Origin of the sequence: Bradyrhizobium sp. CCGB20, from assembly GCF_024199855.1 — a bacterium.
Taxonomy (GTDB): domain Bacteria; phylum Pseudomonadota; class Alphaproteobacteria; order Rhizobiales; family Xanthobacteraceae; genus Bradyrhizobium.
In genome coordinates this window covers 6281654-6300358 of the sequence record NZ_JANADN010000001.1, presented here as the reverse complement: position 1 = coordinate 6300358, position 18705 = coordinate 6281654, and the positions used below count along the sequence as shown (strand labels likewise).

Here is an 18705-nt window from a genome sequence, read left to right as displayed (position 1 = left end):
GCGCGTCCAAGCCAAAGCCTATATCGACTGATGCGAAATCAGCATCAATCTTCCAGCAGCTCCGCCGAGGACAATTCGCTCGCGATCTTCACCAGGGCCGAGAGCAGCGGGTTCTCGTCGTCGCGGCGCCAGACCATGAATAGCTCGACCGGGACGCGCGTGCGCAGTTTCAGGGGCCGCAGCCGTACGTCGGAGATTTTCAGGCTCGCTGCCGCGGCCGGCACGATGGCAAGGCCAAGGCCGGCGCGGACCATGGCGAGGATCGAGTGGATCTGGCTCAGATGCTGGACGTAGCGCGGCAGCACGTCCGCGCGGGTGAACAGCGCCACCAGGAGATCGTGGAAATAGCGGCTCTCATAGGGCGAATACATCACGAAGGGCTGGTCGTCGAAGTCCTTGATGGTGATGCTCTCGGCATTCGCCAGCGGATGCTTCTTCGGGATCGCGGCGAGCAGGGGCTCGGCGACGACGCGGCGGCTGGTCAGCTCGGGGCGCGCGATCGGCGGCCGCAGCAGGCCGGCATCGATCTGGCCCGAGGTCAGCGCCTCGAACTGGTCGCCGGAGACCATCTCCTTCAGCGAGAAGTCGACCTCGGGCAGCTTGGCGCGGCAGGCCGCGACGAGCTCGGGAAGGAAGCCGTAGGCGGCGGCGGCGGTGAAGCCGATCTTCAGCGAGCCGGTCTTGCCGAGCGCGATGCGGCGGGCGACCTGCGAGGCGCTTTCCGCAAGCTTCAGGATCCGCCGTGCCTCGGGCAGGAAGCTGCGGCCGGCAGGCGTCAGGCGCACCGAGCGGCTGGTGCGCTCGAGCAGCGGCGCATCGATGATGTGCTCGAGCACCTGGATCTGCCGCGACAGCGGCGGCTGGGTCATGTTCAGCCGCGCGGCGGCGCGGCCGAAATGCAATTCCTCCGCAACTGTCACGAAGCAGCGGAGCTGGTTGAGGTCGAACATCGATACATGCCTTAGATGGATAAGGCGTTTCCCCGGCACTTCTAGCATCGATCACCCCCAAAACAAAGACGGCGGCTGAAGAAGCCGCCGTTGAGTTGCCTGTCCCACTCCGATCACTCGGAGCGCTCAGGAGGAACGTTTGAGCACCACCCGCTCGATCTTGCCGACGATCACGAGATAGGCGAACGCGGCTACCAGCGCGTTGGCGCCGACGAACACCAGCGCGCCGTTGAAGGAGCCGGTGGCCGCCAGGATGTAGCCGATCACGATCGGGGTAGAGATCGAGGAGAGGTTGCCGAAGGTGTTGAACAGGCCGCCGGAGACGCCGCCGGCTTCCTTGGGCGAGGTGTCGGAGACGACCGCCCAGCCGAGCGCGCCGATGCCCTTGCCGAAGAAGGCGAGCGCCATGAAGCCGACCACCAGCGCCTGTCCATCGACATAGTTGCAGGCGATGATCGACATCGACAGCAGCATGCCGCCGACGATCGGGATCTTGCGCGCCATGGTCAGCGAGCCGGTCTTGCGCAGGATGGCGTCGGAGATGACGCCGCCGAGCACGCCGCCGATGAAGCCGCACAGCGCCGGCAGCGTCGCGACGAAGCCGGCTTGCAGGATCGACAGGCCGCGCTCCTTGACGAGGTAGACCGGGAACCAGGTCAGGAAGAAATAGGTCAGCGTGTTGATGCAGTACTGGCCGAGATAGACGCCGAGCATCATGCGGTTGGAGAGCAGCTGGCGGATATGGTCCCATCTCGGGCCGGAGTCCGGCGCGCGCTCGTCCTTGGGCGCGTCGAGGTCGACCAGCGCGCCGCCTTCCTTAATGTAGTCGAACTCGGCCTCGTTGATGCCGGGGTGCTCCTTCGGACCATAGACGGTCTTGATCCAGACGAGGCCCATGACGACGCCGAGCGCGCCCATCACGAAGAACACATAGCGCCAGCCGTAATCGTGCGCGATCCAGCCCATCAGCGGCGCGAAGATCACGGTCGCGAAATACTGTCCGGAGTTGAAGAAGGCCGACGCGGTGCCGCGCTCATTGCCGGGAAACCAGGCCGCGACGATGCGGGCATTGGCGGGAAAGGAAGGCGCTTCAGCGACGCCGACAAGGAGGCGAAGCGCGAACAGCACGGTGATGGCAGCGCCGGCGCTGAGGAAGCCGACCCAGCCCTGCATCAGCGTGAACAGCGACCAGATGATAATGCTGAAGGCATAGACGAGGCGCGAGCCGTAACGGTCGAGCAGCCAGCCGCCCGGCACCTGCGCCACGACATAGGACCAGCCGAAAGCCGAGAAGATCCAGCCCATGGCGACGGGATCGAGATGCAGCTCCTTGGAGAGCGCGGGGCCCGCGATCGACAGCGTGGCGCGGTCGGCATAATTGACGGTGGTGACCAGGAACAACATGGTCACGATGAACAGCCTGACGCGAGACCTTCTCACGTCCGCTGCGGACACCACTGCGCTCATCACGCGCCTCCTTAGAACTCGAAATGTTTCCTCAAGGCGACTCCTAGAGGCGCGCGCGGCAAAGTGTCCAAGTTCAAGGCAGTATCGATCGATGCCGTTTTTGGATTGATGGAACGGCAGGTGAAGGGAACGATAGTGCGGTGACGCGAATGTGCGATGGTGATGCGCGAGATTGTGCCAAGCGCTCCACTGTCATTCCCCGCGAAAGCGGGGAATCCAGTACGCCGCGGCCTCTCGATTCAATCACCGCCGTCACGGCGTACTGGATCGCCCGATCAAGTCGGGCGATGAAACCAAATGTGTGGGAGCAGCGTCGTGCTACTGCTGTGCGCCCGGCAACAGCGGCGCGAGAAGACTGCGCGTGACGCCCGGCGGCACCGCGTCCAATCCGAGCACGCTGCTCGCAGCCGGCAGAGTGGCATCCGCCATCGCGGCGTGACCCTCCGCGCTCGGATGCACGGCGCCGCCATAGACGGCGGAGAGCACACCCCAGGTGGCGTCGTGGATGTCGGTCGGCTGGCTCGCCGCCGGCAGGCCTTGCGGATAGGTCATCGCGGCGAAATAGCTGTCATTCGCATCGCGGATCCACCGTGCGCGCGGCAGATAGGCGCGATACTCCGATGCACCGCGGCCGCACAGCATCGGCTGGCTCGCCGCGCTCACGATATCGGGATTGAAGCTCTGGCCGTTCTCGGCGAAGCAGGTGCGATCGAATTCGGGATCGTTGCCCGAATGCGCGCAAAAGCCGTGATCGGCGAACGCTGCCTGGTGCGAATCCACGAAGGTCATGCGGTCGGCTTCGGGATCGCGGCACAGCGCGCCGCGCGTGCAGGTGGCGAGCCCCTTCAGTTGCGGCAGGAATTCGGTGTCGACGAAGGTCGAGACCCGGGCGAGGCGCTGCGGATCGGCGTTGAAGGACGGGTGGATGTCGAACCCGGCGCGGCCGCCGCGGCAGGGCACGCCGCCATCGGCGAGCGCGGGATTGGCGTAGGACACGTAGACCACGTGCGAGAGGTCGCCGCCGACCAGCGGCTTCAGCGCCTCGCGCAACTTGGCGAAATTCTGCGGCAGCTCGCGTGCCAGCGCATCGCGGGAATCGTCGACACTCGCCATCACGCCGGAGCGGCGGAACAGCGCGCGTTCGGTCGCGGTGTCGACGATGACGTCGGCGACGAGGCCGGAGAAATAGACGTCGTTCGCACCGACCGAGAGCAGCACGAGGTCGAGCGTGCGGTCGGGCTGCCGCTTCCTGGCGGCGGTGAGCGCCTCGCGCAGCTCGGCGACCTGCGCGTTCACGCTGGTGTTGCAGACGCCGGTCTTGCCGGGCGGGCATTCGCGGGCGCGCTGCGAGCCCAGGAGGCCGTCGCCGATGCTGGCGCCGGTGCAGGCGAGCGGCAGAAAGGTCACCGCGATGTGGGTGTAGCGCACCGCGAGCGCCAGCGCGGTGCGGGCCTGGTAGCTGTAGAGCGAACGATGGCAGGGCGAATTGAACCAGAGCGCGCTGTAGCGCTGCCAGTTGGCGAGCGTATCCGGCGCCTCGCAGGCGCGGCCGCCTTTATAGCCGGCCCGGCTCGGCCGGTAATATTGGCCGCCGGCGGCAGTACCGAGATAGGAGCGGAAGCAGAATCCTTCGTCCGACAACGGCAGCGGCCGGTCCGGATTGCCTTCGCCGGAGGCGATGCTGTCCCCGAGGCCCGCAACGAAGATGTCGCGGACCTGGATCTCGGTCTGGACGCGCTGGGTCGGGTCGGAACCGGAGGAGACGTCGACGCTGGCGACCGTCTGCTTGCCGTAGCGAACCCGCAGATTGATCGGCTCGGCGCAATCGAAGGTCGAGGTCTGCGGCCCGTCGCCGTCGTCGAACGACCAGGCGCAGGTGGCGCCGACCGGCACCGCGCCGGTCAGGCGCACGGTCACCGGGTGATCGGTCGGGGTGAGGTAGTTCTCTTTGACGTTGTCGCGGGTGCAGGGCTGGTTGACGCGGCCCTGGAGGTCGATGCAGAGCCGGTTGACCATGTTGCGAGCCCAGCCGCGGCCCTCGCTCTGGAGCTCCAGCGACTGCTCGGCGGCGAGGATGCTGCGGTTACGCGCGTTCTCGACGTGGAGCAGGAAGTCGCGCTCCTCGCGGAACAGGCGGAAGCGGTTGCGCACCTCCCAGGATATCTGCATCGCGCCGGCGTCCTGCGCGGCGGCGCGCTCGGGCGGTAAAGACGTGAGAATGCCGGCAAGCAGCAGGAGGCCCGCGGCGAAGGTACGAAAGGAAAAAGGGATCATGGCCCGCGTGTTCAACGGCAAAGTTGAGGCGGAAATAAGAGAGGATTGCTGCCCCGTCCGCAATCTTAGTCTGACCCGTTTTAACGCTTGCTGGCCTGCCGCAATGATCGCTCGCGCTCCATCGCTGCCACCTGCTTGGGCAGGTTGGCCTGGGCGCAGGCCTCGGCCAGCCGCCGCCGTTCCTGCCAGGGCTGGACCACGTTCATCCACAGCTCGCGCGCGCCCATAATGGAGATGGCGAGGCCGAACGGGATCACGAAATAGAGGATGCGGAAGACCAGCAGGGTCGCCAGAAGCTGCTCGCGGCCGAATTCGGGCAGCGCGACCAGCATGGCGACATCGAACACGCCGATCGAGCCGGGCGCGTGGCTGGCAAAACCGATCAGCGTCGCCAGGATGAACACCACCGCCAGCGACATGAAATCGATCGGCGGATTGGCCGGCATCAGCAGGTACATCGCCGTTGCGCAGAAGCCGAGATCGACCACGCCGATCAGGATCTGGACCAGCGTCAGCGGCGCCGAGGGCAGCACCACCTTCCAGCCCTTCTGGCCGAGCTCGCGGCGCTTCTCGCCCATGCAGAGCCAGACCAGATAGGCGCCGATCGAGGCGAGGCCGCCGAGCCCGATCAGCCGGTTGATCGACGACGGCAGTTGATCCATCGACGAGGCGGCATCCGGATGGATGACCATGCCGATCGAGAGCACGAAGATGTTACCGAGCCAGAAGGTCAGGCCGGACAGGAAGCAGATTTTCGCGACGTCGATCGCGTTCAGCCCGTAGTCCGAATAGATCCGGAAACGGATCGCGCCGCCGGTAAAGACGGTGGCGCCGATGTTGTGGCCGATCGAATAGGACGTGAAGCTGGAGAGTGCTGCGATGCGATAGGGCACATGTTTCTTGCCGATCGTTCGCAGTGCAAAATAGTCGTAAAAGGTCAGCGTACAGAACGCGAAGACGACGCAGATCGCCGCCAGCCCGATATTGCCGCGGGGAATCTCGGTCAACGCGGTCAGGATGACGCCGGTATCGATGTCCTTGAGAGTGCGCACAAGCGTCGTGATCGCGAAGGCGATGATGAAGACGCTCGCGGCAACGCCGAGCCGTCGCCAGCCGATCCATCTCTTGAAGCCGCGTTTCAGCGCGGGCAGCAGTCCGTGCATTCATCCTCCCGGCGGGGGGCAAAACCGACGAGGCCAGACATTGGCCGGTCGGGTGCGATCACTGCCCGAAATGGGCTTCGATCGCTAGGCATGATGTAGCTCATTTAAGGCAAAAACAGCGACTTGTGCAGCCCTTGACAAGGATAGGTTCTGCGTCGGACCGGCCGCTTTTGTCATATCTGGTTCATATCGGCCGCGCGTTAAGCATATGAGTCGAGGCGTCCGCCCGGATCGCGCGTCCGTGTGTTGACATGGTTTCGTATCCGATCGCGATCGGCATTGTTCCAACGCAAGCAATACGGGCTTTTTTGGAACGTCGATGCTATGCGCCGGTTAGCGCTCCATCAGCAATCGAACATGGCGGAATAATCGGCTTTTCGTGCAAGCCGACGCCTCCGTGTTCCCGAAACCGAGAGGATCGGAACGATGGGACTGTTCACAAAAGACATCAAGACCATGAACGACCTGTTCGTACATCAGCTTCAGGACATCTATTATGCCGAGCAGCAGCTCACCAAGGCGCTGCCGAAAATGGCAGATAAGGCCACCGATCCGCAGTTGAAGCAGGGCTTTTTGACGCACCTCGAGGAAACCAAGCAGCACGTCGCGCGCCTCGAGGAAGTGTTCAAGATGCACGGCGCGCAGGTGAAGGCGGTCGACTGCCCGGCCATCGACGGCATCATCGAGGAAGCCGACGAGACCGCCGGCGAAGTCGCCGACAAGGCCGTGCTGGACGCCGCGCTGATCAACGCGGCGCAGGCCGCGGAGCATTACGAGATCGTGCGCTATGGCAGCCTGATCGCCTGGGCCAAGCAGCTCGGCCGCAACGACTGCGCCACCGTGCTTGCCAAGACGCTGGAAGAAGAGAAGGCGACCGACAAGAAGCTGACCACGCTCGCCGAGAGCAAGGTGAATTTGCGCGCGGCAAGCTAGCGGGCGTAGCCGGGAAGTGCCGCGCGGCGATCCGCGCAGCACTTCTGTTCCTGCAGCATCGCCCGCCTGCGCGGGCGATGACACCGCGGATGTGGTGAGACCGGCAAAGCGCACATCCATCATTCGGTCATTGTCGAAGCATGATGGCGGGCTGAAGGCGTATGTTTCGCATGGGGCTGCAAACCGAGGTGGCAGCATGCGAGCGAGTACCATCAAATATGAAACGCTAGCCGGCGCGCCGCGTGCCGGCTCGCGCCTTGCGACCTCCCTCACGCTTGCCGCGATGAGCCTCGGCTATGGCGTGGTGCAGCTCGACGTCACCATCGTCAACACCGCGCTGGATGCGATGGGCAAAACGCTCGGCGGCGGCGTCGCCGAGCTGCAATGGGTGGTCAGCGCTTACACCATCGCCTTTGCCGCTTTCATTCTGACCGCCGGTGCGCTCGGCGACCGCATCGGCGCCAAGCGCATCTTCATGGCGGGGTTCGCCATCTTCACCGCGGCCTCGCTCGCCTGCGCACTGTCCCCCGATGCGGCCGTGCTGATCGCAGCGCGGCTGGTGCAGGGGCTGGCGGCCGCAATCTTGGTGCCGAATTCGCTGGCGCTGCTCAATCATGCCTATGCCGACGACCGCGAGCGTGGTCGCGCCGTGGCGGTCTGGGCCGCCGGCGCGAGCCTGGCGCTTACGGCCGGTCCCTTCGTCGGCGGCGCGCTGATCACGCTGGTTAGCTGGCGCGCGATCTTCCTGGTCAATCTGCCGATCGGTCTTGCCGGCCTGTGGCTGAGCTGGCGCTACGCCAGCGAGACCACGCGGGCACGCTCGCGCGAGATCGATCTGCCCGGCCAGATCGCCGCGATCGGCGCGCTGGGCGCGCTTGCCGGCGCCATCATCGAGGGTGGCTCGCTCGGCTGGAGTGATCCAGCCGTGATCGCGGCCTTCGTTGCCTCAGCCGCGTTGGCAGTGCTCTTCGTCTGGCGCGAGAGCCGCACCGCGCAGCCGATGCTGCCGCTGTCGCTGTTCAGTCACCGGCTGTTTACCCTGACCACGATCGTCGGTCTCCTCGTCAACATCGCGATCTACGGCCTGATCTTCGTGCTGAGCCTTTACTTCCAGAGGATCAACGGGCTGTCGGCATGGTGGACCGGGCTCGCCTTCGTGCCAATGATGGGTGCGGTGCTGCCGGTCAATTTGCTGGCGCCGCGTCTGGCCGAACGCATCGGCTCGTGCCCGACCATCGTGATCGGCGCCTGCATCTCGGCGCTCGGCTGTCTCGGCCTGCTCTGGATCGAAGCCGGGACCAGCTACTTCGCGATCTTTGCGCAGATGATCGCGATCAGCGGTGGACTTGGCCTGCTGGTGCCGCCGCTGACCTCCACCTTGCTCGGCAGCGTCGACAAGGCGCGCTCCGGCATCGCCGCCGGCGTCCTGAACGCGACGCGGCAGACCGGCAGTGTGCTCGGCGTCGCGCTGTTCGGCTCGCTGGTGGCCTCGGACAGTGCCTTCATGATCGGCCTTCACCAGTCGCTAATCATATCGGCGGCCGTCCTGCTGCTCGCCGCCGCCGTGATCGGCCTCGGCTCATATGCAGCCGATGACGCGAAGGCGTGAGGGGACTCAATGTGAGCGATCCCACACATTCCCTGTTCACCATTACTGGAACCGGTACATAGCCGGTTACCGACTGTCCATCTCTGCCGGTTCTAGTGCGGTTGGAATAGGGGCCGGCAATGTATCAAGTTCTTTACTGCCTGACGGATCAGCATGATTGGCGTCTGGTCGCACTCGGCGGAGCGGTGTGTCTGCTCGCCAGCGCAGCGGCGATCAGCCTGTTCCACCGCGCGCGTGCGGCGAACGGGGGAGCCCGCGTATCGTGGGTCGCGCTCGATGCCGTTGTCGCCGGCGGCGGCATCTGGGCAACCCATTTCATCGCGATGCAGGCTTACGGGCCCGGAGCGGGTGGCGCATACAATATTCCGTTGACGATCCTGTCGCTGATCTTCGCGATCGCGGTCACCTTCATCGGGCTGAGCATTTCGGTGTCGGTGACGCGGGGGATCCTGGTTGCGCTCGGTGGCGCCGTCGTCGGTGCCGGCGTTGCCGCCATGCATTACACCGGCATGATGGCGCTCGAGATTCCCGCGCGCATCGGCTGGACGACCGGCACAGTGACGGTCTCGATCGTCCTCGGCGTCGCCCTTGGATCGCTTGCCATGGTCGTTGCAGGGCGACGCGACAGCCTTGCGGGTGCGCTCGGCGCGACGGTGCTGCTGACGCTGGCCATCGTCTCACATCATTTCACTGCCATGGGCGCGGTGGAGCTGACGCCGGATCCTGCGGTCGTCATCAGCGGCCTGTCGATCCCGCCGGCTTCATTGTCCATCCTCACCGCCAGCGCCGCCGCCGCGATCATCGCGATCGCGCTCGCGGCGGCTGTGCTCGACCGCCGCGCCAAGGGCGAACTGGGACGCCAGCAGGTCGTGCTGGACACTGCACTCGAGAACATGTCGCAGGGGCTGTGCATGTTCGATGCCGAGGGCAAGATCCAGCTCTTCAACGAGCGCTACGCCGCGATGCTCGGCCGTACCGACATTCTGCTCACCGGCCGTCTGCTCGTCGACGTGCTACGGGAGGAGCAGGCCAAGGGCCAGTGGCAGGGCGATGCGGGCGAATTTTTCGCGCGCCTCGTCGCCGACGCGCGCGAGGGCCGCACGACCAGCCAGGTTGTAACCCGGTTCGGCCGCTCCATCCGCGTCGTCAACCAACCGATGCAGGGCGGCGGCTGGGTCGCGACCTTCGAGGACATCACCGAATGGCTGGAGGCGCAGGCCAAGATCTCGCACATGGCGCGCCATGACGCGCTGACCAGTCTGCCGAACCGCGTGCTGTTCCACGAGCAGCTCCAGCAGGGCCTGCGCCGGGTGAAGTCGGGCGATCAGATCGCGGTGCTCTGTCTCGATCTCGATCACTTCAAGGACATCAACGACTCGCTCGGCCACCCCATCGGCGATGCGCTGCTCAAAGAGGTCGGCCGCAGGCTAAAGGCCACCGTCGGCGAGAGCGACACCGTGGCGCGGCTCGGTGGCGACGAGTTCGCCGTGGTCCAGATCGGACGGTCGGAGGAAACCGCGGCAAGGTCCCTTGCCGGCCGCCTGGTCGAGGTGATCTCGGCGCCTTACGAGATCGAGGACCACCAGATCGTCATCGGCGTCTCGATCGGCATCTCGCTGTCGCCGCAGGACGGCAGCAATCCCGACGAGTTGTTGAAAAACGCCGACCTCGCGCTGTACCGCGCCAAGGCGGACGGTCGCGGCACCTATCGATTCTTCGAAACCGGCATGGATGCGCGCGCGCAGGCGCGGCGGCTGCTGGAGATGGACCTGCGGGCGGCGGTGCAGCGCGACGAGTTCGAGGCGTACTATCAGCCGATCCGCGACGTCGCCAGCGGTCGCGTCGTCGCCTTCGAGGCGCTGCTGCGCTGGAACCATCCGCAGCGCGGCCTGATCGCCCCCATCAACTTCATTCCGCTAGCCGAGGAGACCGGCCTGATCGTCCAGCTCGGCGAGTTCGTGCTGCGCAGCGCCTGCAGTGACGCCGCCACCTGGCCGGACGATGTCGATGTCGCCGTCAACCTGTCGCCGATGCAGTTCAAGAGCCCGAACCTGATCGCATCCGTGACCGATGCGCTGACAGCCTCCGGGCTCGCGGCGCGACGCCTCGAGCTCGAGATCACCGAATCGGTGCTGCTCCAGAACAGCGAGGCCACGCTGACCACCCTGCACGAGCTGCGCGCCATGGGCGTGCGGATCTCGCTCGACGATTTCGGCACCGGCTATTCTTCGCTGAGCTATCTGCGCAGCTTCCCGTTCGACAAGATCAAGATCGACCGCTCCTTCGTGTCGGAGCTTGCGACGCGCGAGGATTCCATGGCGATCATCCGCGCGGTGACCGGCCTCGGGCGCAGCCTCGGCATCGTCACCACGGCGGAAGGCGTCGAGAATGACGCGCAGCTCGAGCTGCTGCGGCGCGAGGGCTGCACCCAGGCGCAGGGCTATCTTTTCAGCAAGCCGCGGCCCGCATCCGATGTCGCGTTGATGCTGGACCGGCCGCGGCTGCGCGCCTCGGCTTGATGTTAGCCGCGGCGGAGCGCGAAATGCGCGCCGCAGAACGCCATCACGGCGCCAAGGCATAGGGCGGCGAGCCCGGCGAGCACGCCCGAAACGGTCGGGATCGGGCTCGGCGCCGAGGCCGCCTGGCCTGCGCCCGCCAGCAGCAGCACGCCGACCGCGATCAGGAACTGCCGCATCCGCTGCGGGATCTGCCCGGAGACGGCGCTCTGCATCAGCGTTGCCGTGAAATAGCCGCCCGAGAAGCCGACCGTGGCAATCAGCCACCACGCGATCGCCGCGCCCGCCGGTATGAATTCATGCGTGTCGGAGTGCCAGAGCCCGCCGAGGTCGAGCCCGTAGCGCGCGCCCAGCATGTGCACCGCGAGCGCAAGCAGCACGCCGGAGATCACGGCGGCGCCGAGAATCAGGCGGCGTGGAAAAAAGGTCGTCTCAGCCATGCCCAACTTGTAGGATGGGCGAGGGCGATCGCGCAAGCCGATCGCAGGCGGGATTGCGCGGACGGGAATTTATTGTCGAGATGCAGGTTTCGGAAGCGCAAGGCCCGTCGGTCACGAGCTACGCCTACAAGGCGTCGCTGATCGGCTCGGCGCATCGTTTCGAGCTGACGGACGAGGGCCTGTCCTGGCACATCGCCGGCCGCTCCGGTCTGTGGCGCTATGACGAGATCTCGGCGATCCGGCTGTCGTTTCGCCCGGTATCGATGCAGCAGCACCGCTTTCGCGCCGATCTCAGCCACACCAAGGGCGGCCGTATCGCGATCCTGTCGACGAGCTGGCAGACCGCGGCGCTGATGGCGCCGCAGGACAACGGTTTTCGCGAGTTCATTCTCGAACTGCATGCACGGATGGCTCAAGCCGGCAGCCGCGCCGAATTGACCGCCGGCCTCGGCCGCAAGACCTATGCGGGGGTGCTGGCGTTTTTGGCGGTGCTGACGGTGGCCATGGCCGGGCTGTTGATCCGCGCGCTCCTGATCGGCGAATTCGCAGGTGCGCTGTTCATCATCGGCTTTGCCGCGCTGTTCGCCTGGCAGGTCGGCGGCTTCGTGCGGCGCAACCAGCCGCAGAGCTACGGTTTTGACCGCGTGCCCAAGGCCTTGCTGCCGTAGGTGCAATCGGCCGCAATCAAACGTGACTTCGCAGCCTTGCGCCGGTGCCGCATCGTGCCGCCATGCCAAGCATGGATTGCAGCACCCGCCGGCTTGCGGCGGATGAGATCGCCGAGATCAACCGCACGCATCTGGTCGATACGCCACTGCGGCCGGCCGATCTGTTGTTCATGTTCGGTACCCGCGAGGACGTCGCACTGCGCGTCGACGTCGCCGCGAGGCTGTGGCGCGAGGGCTTCTTCCGCTGGTCGATCGTCAGTGGCGGCGTGACGCCGGGCTCGGAGCAATCCGAGTGCACCATCATCAAGGCAGCGATGGTTGCCGCAGGCATTCCGCCGGATCTTGTCCTCGAGGAACATCGCGCGATGAACACCGGCGAGAACGTGATCTTCTCGCTGCCGATCATTGATGCGGCGCTTGGACTGCAAAACATCCGGAGCGTGATCTGCCTTGGCAACACCTGGACGGCGCGCCGCTACCCGATGACGCTGCACCGGCACTGGCCTGAAGTCGAGAAGATGCTGCTCACCGTCGACAGCTTTGCGATACCGCGCGCGCTCTGGCACACGGATGTCGAGTTTCGCCGCCGCGTCCTGCACGAATGGGACAAGATCGAGCCGTACAAGGCGAGCGGATTCATCGCGGAATGGCCGGAGGCCTGAGAGGTTCCGCGCGTTACTCGGTCGAGTCGAAATCCTCTTCCTTGGTGCCGAGCAGCGACACGAGCGTGCGCAGGCCGGAATCGAGCTGCTCGGGCGAGGGCGGGGCGAGTGCGAGCCGCACCGCGTTCGGTGCATGTCCATGCGCAATCGCAAACGTCGAGGACGGCGTCAGCGCGATGCCGCGCCGTGCTGCGGCGGCGACGAAGGTCTGCGAGCGCCAGTGCGGCGGCAGCGTCAGCCAGAGATGATAGGAGCGCGGGTCGGCCGAGAGTTGGTAGCCCGAGAGCAGCCTCGCCGCGGTCTGCTGCCGGCGTCCGGCGTCGGTCCGCTTCAGCCGCGTCAGCTCGGCGACGGTACCGTCGGCCATCAGCCGCTGACCGGACGCCAGTGCGTGGCCCGAGGCGATCCAGCCGCCGGTGCGGACCGCGCTCATCACGCTCTCGCGCAGATGCGGCGGTGTGACGAGGATGCCGAGCGCGAGGCCCGGCGCCACCTTCTTGGACAGGCTGTCGATCACGATGCAGCGGTCGGGGCCGAGCGCCGCCAGCGGCGTGTCGTCGGCGAGGAAGCCGTAGACGGCGTCCTCGATGATGGTGAGATCGAGCTTTTCGGCGACGCGCATGATGTCGGCGCGCCGCGTCGCGTTCATGGTGACGCCGAGCGGGTTCTGGATGATGGGCTGGAGGTACAGCGCCGACAGATGCGCCTCGCGATGCGCTTTCTGGATCGCGTCGGGCCGTGCGCCGAATTCATCCATCGGAATTGGCACCAGCGTCACGCCGAGCCGCGCCGCGATACTCTTGACGTAAGGGTAGGTCAGCGCCTCGACGCCGCAGCGCCCGCCGGTGGGAACGAGAGCGGCGAGCGCGGCTGCGAGCGACTGCTTGCCGTTGGCGGTGAAGACGATCTGCTCGGCCTGCGGCGTAAAATCCTTGCGCGCGAGATAGGCGGCGGCGGCATTGCGGGCGCTCTTGGTGCCGGTGCTGGCCGAGACGCGCAGCGCGGATTCGAGCGCGTCGACGCGCTCCAGTCCCGCAAGACTCTTGGCGATCATCGCCCATTGCTGCGGCAGAAGGGGATAATTGACCTCGAAATCGATGCGCGCATCGCGCGGCTCGCTCAACGCCTCGACTTCGCGTTTGATGTCGCCGGAGATGAAGGTGCCGCGGCCGACCTCGCCGACGACGAGGCCGCGGCGGAGCAGCTCCGTATAAACCCGGCTCGCGGTCGAGACCGCAATGCCGCGGTCGTAGGCAAAATTGCGCTGTGGCGGCAGTCGGTCGCCGGGCCTTAACGTGCCTTTAGTGATATCGGCCGCAATGGCATCGGCAAGCTTCACGTACTCGAACTTGGACATTATTGCACCGAGAGCAATGTTTTACTTGCTCCGAGTAGTGTACTGGAGCATTTAAGTTCCATCAAGTTCCGCGATTGAGCCGAGGTGAGCGAGAGCAATCCGATGGCAAATGAGGTGTAGGCGCTGCCAGCGTCTGCGCCAACGGCACCTGCTTCGCCGCGCGGAACAGCACGCCGGAGAAGAAGAATGACCACGATCTCGCAAACTGCCGGGCGGAGTTTACGCCCATCCTCATCGGGCGGATTTTTCAGCACGCTCGCCACCGCCGCTCATGCGCTGTTCGACCGCCTGGAGCGCCGCTCCGCCGTCAAGACGCTGAACGAGCTCGACGACCGCGCCTTGCGCGACATCGGGATCACGCGCAGCCAGATCGAGGACGCCGTCTACGGGCAGTTCAAGGCCGAGCTGACGCGATATCTGTGAGTTTGCTCTGTTGCCACGCCCGGCAGATCCGGGCGTGGTGACGTACAGCGCCTCTGCATCGTCATTGCAGACACACACCCACGGTGTTTTGCCCGCCGGGCAATGCAACATCTCGTAGCCCGGATGAGCGAAGCGACATCCGGGATTGTTGCGAGCGTGGTCCCGGGTATCGCTTCGCTCACCCGGGCTACGGGCCGCATACGGCGCGGCGCCTTAGTGCCTCGATCAGGCCAGCGCGACCTGGTCCCAGACGCTGCCATAAGCGCGATCATCCTCGGACCGGACGGGCTTGCGGCGGGGCCTTGCTGGCGCGCCGCGCTGGCGCCGATGCCGAACGTCCAGGCGCCGCACATGCGCGACGGTGCTGCCGACGAGCAGGGCGATGCGCGCCGCGGTCTGCCTGACGACGAACAGGATCGTCGTGACGCGGCTCAGCACGCCGAGCAGGAACAGCGCCGAGAAGATGTCGATATAGGCGAGGAAGTCGCCGACCAGCATCAGCTCCGGCGGAATCGGGATCCTGTGGTAATAAGCGAGTACGATGATGGCGACAGGGATGGCGGCTACGATCTTCCGCACCGTCAGCCTGTCTAGCAACGCCGCCAGTTGGACGACCAGCAATTCCCACAACGCATCACCGATCGCGAGCGGGACCTCGTAGGTCCATCGCCGCCACCATTGCTTCATGACATTGCTCCGAGCTTAAAGTGCGATGAGATTGGGCTGCGGCTGCTTCCGCATCGTCATTGCGAGCGCAGCGAAGCAATCCAGAATCTTTCCGCGTCTGCAGTCTGGATTGCTTCGCTGCGCTCGCAATGACGGCAGCACTCAGTGCCTGACCACCAGCACCGAGCACTTGGCGTAGCGCACGACGTGCCCGGCATTGGAGCCGAGGAAATAGGTGCGCATCGCCGGCCGGTGCGAGGTCATCACGATCAGATCGGCCTTCATGTGCACGGCTTCCTCCAGGATCTCGTGATAGATGCCGCCCTGGCGCACCACGCTGGAGATGCGAGGAGCCTCGATGCCGGATTCGCGCGCGACGATGGCGAGCGCTTCTTCCGAGGTCTGGCGCTGCTGTTCGTCGAAATCGGCCGGGACGTATTCGGCCAGCATCACCGGCGTCATCGGCAGCACGTTGAGCAGGCGCACGGTGCCGCTCCAGGTCTGCGACAGCGTTGCAGCGGTCGCGATCGCCGGCTTTGCCAGATCGGTGTCGGCGAGGTCGATGGGCACGAGGATGGACTTGAACATCTGCGCCTCCAGTCTTCCAGTCAGGAAGTCTTGTGACCAGGCTGGATCAACCGGTCGAGACGGCGCCCGCGCGTCTCAACCCGATCGAAGCAGCTTGGGGCTGACGAACAGCACCAGTTTGCCGCGGCGGTAGGCCACGTCATCCCAATCCTTGACGTCAAAGTCGAAGATCGCAAGCCCCGACGTGGGCAGGTTGTGGGCGAGCGCCTTGGCGCCGGCCGGATCGCCGCCGCCCATCAGCATCAGGGCGGCCTCGTGCATGCCGGGATTATGGGCAACCAGCAGCAACTGCTTCGGGTCGGACGGGGCGGTTGCGGTGCGAATGGATTCCAGGATCTGTGCGGGATCGGCGCCGTAGAGTTCCGGCAGGACCTCGACCTGCGGCGCCGGGACGCGGTCCTTCATCGTCGCCCAGGCGATGTCCCAGGTCTGCCGGGTCCGGACGGCATGCGACACCAGCACGGTTTCGGGGAAGGGGGGATGGGCGGCGATCCAGTCCCCGATCTGCGCGGCATCCTTGTGGCCGCGGTCGTCGAGGCGGCGATCCTGGTCACGGCCGCTCGGCGCGTCCGTCTCGGTCTTGGCGTGACGCAGCAGCATCAAACGGCGCATGGCATTCCCGAATCGTTATATGTCCAGAATAATCTACAGGCGGCGGCTGAGGACAAGGTGACAAGCGCCCGATCGGTCCTTTAAAGCGCGATGAATTCAGAGCAAATCGTCATCGCGCTTTAGGTTGTGAGTTTGAGCATGATCTGTTCGGAAAACCGCTGCACACGTTTCCGGATCATGCTCTAAGAAAACGACATGAGCGAGACTTTCACAAGCGTGTCCCAGGAAGAAGCCGGCTTTCGCGACCGCACGCGGCTGTCGTTCGACCTCGACGCCGACATCTGCGTCATCGGGGCCGGGCTGGCCGGGCTCTCCATCGCGCTGGAGGCAGCCCGGTTAGGGGCCAGCGTCGCAGTGCTCGAGGGCCGCCATGTCGGCTGGAACGCCTCCGGCAACCAGCTCGGCACCGTGATGCCGGGCTTTGCGCTGCCGCTCACCGCGCTGATCGAGCGCATCGGCTTCGAGGACGCGCGCGAATTGTGGACGCTGTCGAAGCAGGGCGCCGAGTTTGTCCGGGCCAACGCCACCGAGGCGAACATGCCGGGGATTGCTCCGAGCGATGGCGTGCTGGAGGTCTCCAACGTCGATGGCGGCGACCGGCTGATCAGCCGCCTGCAGATGCTGAACGAGGATTTCGACACGGAGGTCGAGGGCTGGCAGGCCGATCGCGTCCGCGAGGTGCTCAAGACCGACCGTTACTTCCACGGCGTCTACTATCCCCGGGCGTTCCAGGTCGACGGCCGCAAATATGTGCACGGCCTTGCGGCGCTGGCGCGGCGGGCGGGAGCGCGCATCTTCGAGGATACGCCGGTCGTCAGCATCGATCATTCCGGCATCCGCAAGCGCATCGTCACGCCCTCGGCGCGGCTGCGCGCCACCCACATCGTGCTCGCCGGCAACATCCATCTCGGCGCGCCGTTGAGGCGCCTGTCGGAGACGCTGCTGCCGGTCTGGCGCTATGCCGGCATCACCGCGCCGCTCGGCGAGCGCGTGCACGAGATCATCGCCTTCAAGGGATCGGTGATGGATTCCGACGGGGTCGACCATTTCCGTGTCGTGGATGGCGACCGCCTGATGTGGGAAAGCCCCGAGACCACCTGGGCCGCGCGTCCGCAGCGCTTTGCGGGTGCGGTCAGGCGGCGGATCAGATCGATCTTCCCTGAGCTCGGCAATGTCGAGTTCACCGACATGTTCGGCGGCGCCACCGGCCAGACCGTGCACGGCATGCCGCAGATCGGCCAGTTGCGCAAAGGCCTGTGGGTGGCGAGCGGGTTCGGCCGCCAGGGCATGAACACCTCGGCCATGGCCGGACAGTTGATCGCGCGCAGCATCCTATGGGGCGACGAGCGCTGGAAACTGTTCTCGCCGTTCGAACTGGTCTGGGCGGGGGGCGCCACGGGACGTGTCGCGGGTCAATTGGTGGGGGTTTGGGGCAGGGCAAGTTCCGCCGCCGCAGGCTCGCTCGCCCGCTATCGCGAGCGTGCCCGGATCAAGGACCGGGAACGCGAGGCGCGGCTGGCCGAAGCCAACCGGGCCGCCGGCACCGGTCCTCGCCGTCCGCCGCCCGGCGTCCGGCCACGGCCGGCCCCTCCGCCGAAACCTGCGGCTGAGGAGCTGGAACCGGCCTCGCAGGGCGACCCTGTCTCGCAATAAGCCCGAGAAAAATTCCGCCCGGAAGTGTAACGTCGGCCGTTAGAGCCCGTATCTCAGGGCGTGGACTCCCCGCGCACGGAGAATGAGATGTTTGACCGCCGCATCCTGTTGACGACTGTCGCCGGCCTGTTCGGCCTTTCGGCCTTCCGCTGGCTGAGAGGAACGCCGGCCGAGGCTGGAGAGAAGGCCGCGGAAAAGTTCGAGATCCAGAAGACGGAGGCCGAGTGGCGCGCCCAGCTCACGCCGCAGCAGTATGAGATCTTGCGCAATCACGGCACCGAGCGACCGGGCTCCAGCCCGCTGCTCAAGGAGCATCGCAAGGGCACTTTCGCCTGCGCCGGCTGCGACCTGCCGCTGTTTGCGTCCGACACCAAGTTCGAGAGCGGCACGGGTTGGCCGAGCTTCTACCAGCCGATCGAGGGCAATGTCGGCAAGACCGAAGATCGCACCTACGGCATGCTGCGCACCGAAGTGCATTGCCGGCGTTGCGGCGGCCATCTCGGCCATGTCTTTGACGACGGCCCGAAGCCGACCGGATTGCGCTACTGCATCGACGGTTTCGGGCTGGTCTTCCACCCCGCAGCTGCATCGGCAACTTGAGGTTTGGTCCCGGCAATTGTTGCCGGTCCCGGCAATTGTGCCCCGGTCATCGGACCGGGGCTTTTTCATTAAGTCATTGATTCCATAAGAATACCCGCATTGGCATAGCCCTTGCGACTGTCTC

The 18705-nt window shown here is 65.6% G+C and carries 17 protein-coding genes; 8 read left to right on the top strand and 9 right to left on the bottom strand.

Features of this window, described 5'->3' with window-relative positions:
- Positions 1–44: 44 nt before the first annotated feature.
- The 4 genes from NLM15_RS29625 to NLM15_RS29610 all read right to left on the bottom strand — a co-directional run bounded on the left by NLM15_RS29625 (position 45) and on the right by NLM15_RS29610 (position 5854).
- Positions 45–950, bottom strand: coding sequence for a LysR substrate-binding domain-containing protein (locus NLM15_RS29625; protein ID WP_254121314.1), 906 nt, complete (start codon positions 948–950; stop codon positions 45–47).
- Positions 951–1076: 126 nt separating this feature from the next.
- On the bottom strand, positions 1077–2417 hold the full coding sequence (locus tag NLM15_RS29620; RefSeq protein ID WP_254121313.1) for an MFS transporter: 1341 nt from the start codon (positions 2415–2417) through the stop codon (positions 1077–1079).
- 318 nt (positions 2418–2735) lie between these two features.
- Positions 2736–4691, bottom strand: a complete 1956-nt coding sequence (locus tag NLM15_RS29615; protein ID WP_254121312.1) for a hypothetical protein — start codon at positions 4689–4691, stop codon at positions 2736–2738.
- Positions 4692–4771: 80 nt separating this feature from the next.
- Positions 4772–5854 (bottom strand): YbhN family protein, encoded by a 1083-nt coding sequence (locus tag NLM15_RS29610; RefSeq protein WP_254121311.1) that lies wholly within the window; start codon positions 5852–5854, stop codon positions 4772–4774.
- Positions 5855–6280: 426 nt separating this feature from the next.
- Between NLM15_RS29610 and NLM15_RS29605 the strand changes: the two genes are divergently transcribed.
- From NLM15_RS29605 to NLM15_RS29595, 3 genes are all read left to right on the top strand, one after another.
- On the top strand, positions 6281–6787 hold the full coding sequence (locus tag NLM15_RS29605; protein WP_254121310.1) for a ferritin-like domain-containing protein: 507 nt from the start codon (positions 6281–6283) through the stop codon (positions 6785–6787).
- 196 nt (positions 6788–6983) lie between these two features.
- The gene (locus NLM15_RS29600) at positions 6984–8396 is read left to right on the top strand and encodes an MFS transporter (protein ID WP_254121309.1); all 1413 of its coding nucleotides are present in this window, start codon (positions 6984–6986) and stop codon (positions 8394–8396) included.
- 119 nt (positions 8397–8515) lie between these two features.
- Positions 8516–10915, top strand: a complete 2400-nt coding sequence (locus NLM15_RS29595; RefSeq protein WP_254121308.1) for an EAL domain-containing protein — start codon at positions 8516–8518, stop codon at positions 10913–10915.
- Positions 10916–10917: 2 nt separating this feature from the next.
- On the opposite strand, the gene NLM15_RS29590 is transcribed toward NLM15_RS29595, so the two are convergent.
- Positions 10918–11352 (bottom strand): hypothetical protein, encoded by a 435-nt coding sequence (locus NLM15_RS29590; RefSeq protein WP_254121307.1) that lies wholly within the window; start codon positions 11350–11352, stop codon positions 10918–10920.
- 80 nt (positions 11353–11432) lie between these two features.
- Between NLM15_RS29590 and NLM15_RS29585 the strand changes: the two genes are divergently transcribed.
- Together NLM15_RS29585 and NLM15_RS29580 are read left to right on the top strand one after the other, a co-directional pair.
- A complete protein-coding gene (locus NLM15_RS29585; protein ID WP_254121306.1) occupies positions 11433–12020 on the top strand; it encodes a hypothetical protein in 588 nt (195 codons plus the stop codon).
- A gap of 62 nt (positions 12021–12082) precedes the next feature.
- Positions 12083–12682: a YdcF family protein gene (locus NLM15_RS29580; protein ID WP_254121305.1), complete on the top strand. Its 600-nt coding sequence runs from the start codon at positions 12083–12085 to the stop codon at positions 12680–12682.
- Between the two features lie 13 nt (positions 12683–12695).
- Here the strand turns inward: NLM15_RS29580 and NLM15_RS29575 are convergent, their stop codons facing one another.
- On the bottom strand, positions 12696–14039 hold the full coding sequence (locus tag NLM15_RS29575) for a PLP-dependent aminotransferase family protein (protein ID WP_254121304.1): 1344 nt from the start codon (positions 14037–14039) through the stop codon (positions 12696–12698).
- 186 nt (positions 14040–14225) lie between these two features.
- Here NLM15_RS29575 and NLM15_RS29570 point away from each other — a divergent pair, with 186 nt between their 5' ends.
- The gene (locus NLM15_RS29570; RefSeq protein ID WP_254121303.1) at positions 14226–14462 is read left to right on the top strand and encodes a DUF1127 domain-containing protein; all 237 of its coding nucleotides are present in this window, start codon (positions 14226–14228) and stop codon (positions 14460–14462) included.
- Positions 14463–14687: 225 nt separating this feature from the next.
- Here the strand turns inward: NLM15_RS29570 and NLM15_RS29565 are convergent, their stop codons facing one another.
- From NLM15_RS29565 to NLM15_RS29555, 3 genes are all read right to left on the bottom strand, one after another.
- The gene (locus NLM15_RS29565; RefSeq protein WP_254121302.1) at positions 14688–15149 is read right to left on the bottom strand and encodes a hypothetical protein; all 462 of its coding nucleotides are present in this window, start codon (positions 15147–15149) and stop codon (positions 14688–14690) included.
- Between the two features lie 141 nt (positions 15150–15290).
- Positions 15291–15716, bottom strand: coding sequence for a universal stress protein (locus NLM15_RS29560; protein WP_254121301.1), 426 nt, complete (start codon positions 15714–15716; stop codon positions 15291–15293).
- 75 nt (positions 15717–15791) lie between these two features.
- Positions 15792–16328 (bottom strand): histidine phosphatase family protein, encoded by a 537-nt coding sequence (locus NLM15_RS29555; protein WP_254121300.1) that lies wholly within the window; start codon positions 16326–16328, stop codon positions 15792–15794.
- A gap of 195 nt (positions 16329–16523) precedes the next feature.
- On the opposite strand from NLM15_RS29555, the gene NLM15_RS29550 reads away from it, so the two are divergent.
- Positions 16524–17981 carry an FAD-binding oxidoreductase gene (locus NLM15_RS29550; RefSeq protein ID WP_254121299.1) on the top strand — a complete coding sequence of 486 codons (1458 nt, stop codon included), beginning with the start codon at positions 16524–16526 and terminating at the stop codon, positions 17979–17981.
- 87 nt (positions 17982–18068) lie between these two features.
- Positions 18069–18581, top strand: coding sequence for a peptide-methionine (R)-S-oxide reductase MsrB (msrB, locus tag NLM15_RS29545; RefSeq protein WP_254121298.1), 513 nt, complete (start codon positions 18069–18071; stop codon positions 18579–18581).
- The last annotated feature ends 124 nt before the right edge of the window (positions 18582–18705 follow it).

Coding starts and splice junctions, on each gene's coding strand:
- NLM15_RS29600 (WP_254121309.1), top strand. CDS start 6,984: ATGCGAGCGAGTACCATCAAATATGAAACGCTAGCCGGCGCGCCGCGT.
- msrB (WP_254121298.1), top strand. CDS start 18,069: ATGTTTGACCGCCGCATCCTGTTGACGACTGTCGCCGGCCTGTTCGGC.
- NLM15_RS29605 (WP_254121310.1), top strand. CDS start 6,281: ATGGGACTGTTCACAAAAGACATCAAGACCATGAACGACCTGTTCGTA.
- NLM15_RS29570 (WP_254121303.1), top strand. CDS start 14,226: ATGACCACGATCTCGCAAACTGCCGGGCGGAGTTTACGCCCATCCTCA.
- NLM15_RS29560 (WP_254121301.1), bottom strand. CDS start 15,716: ATGTTCAAGTCCATCCTCGTGCCCATCGACCTCGCCGACACCGATCTG.
- NLM15_RS29610 (WP_254121311.1), bottom strand. CDS start 5,854: ATGCACGGACTGCTGCCCGCGCTGAAACGCGGCTTCAAGAGATGGATC.
- NLM15_RS29555 (WP_254121300.1), bottom strand. CDS start 16,328: ATGCGCCGTTTGATGCTGCTGCGTCACGCCAAGACCGAGACGGACGCG.
- NLM15_RS29620 (WP_254121313.1), bottom strand. CDS start 2,417: ATGAGCGCAGTGGTGTCCGCAGCGGACGTGAGAAGGTCTCGCGTCAGG.
- NLM15_RS29550 (WP_254121299.1), top strand. CDS start 16,524: ATGAGCGAGACTTTCACAAGCGTGTCCCAGGAAGAAGCCGGCTTTCGC.
- NLM15_RS29575 (WP_254121304.1), bottom strand. CDS start 14,039: ATGTCCAAGTTCGAGTACGTGAAGCTTGCCGATGCCATTGCGGCCGAT.
- NLM15_RS29615 (WP_254121312.1), bottom strand. CDS start 4,691: ATGATCCCTTTTTCCTTTCGTACCTTCGCCGCGGGCCTCCTGCTGCTT.
- NLM15_RS29585 (WP_254121306.1), top strand. CDS start 11,433: ATGCAGGTTTCGGAAGCGCAAGGCCCGTCGGTCACGAGCTACGCCTAC.
- NLM15_RS29580 (WP_254121305.1), top strand. CDS start 12,083: ATGCCAAGCATGGATTGCAGCACCCGCCGGCTTGCGGCGGATGAGATC.
- NLM15_RS29590 (WP_254121307.1), bottom strand. CDS start 11,352: ATGGCTGAGACGACCTTTTTTCCACGCCGCCTGATTCTCGGCGCCGCC.
- NLM15_RS29625 (WP_254121314.1), bottom strand. CDS start 950: ATGTTCGACCTCAACCAGCTCCGCTGCTTCGTGACAGTTGCGGAGGAA.
- NLM15_RS29595 (WP_254121308.1), top strand. CDS start 8,516: ATGTATCAAGTTCTTTACTGCCTGACGGATCAGCATGATTGGCGTCTG.
- NLM15_RS29565 (WP_254121302.1), bottom strand. CDS start 15,149: ATGAAGCAATGGTGGCGGCGATGGACCTACGAGGTCCCGCTCGCGATC.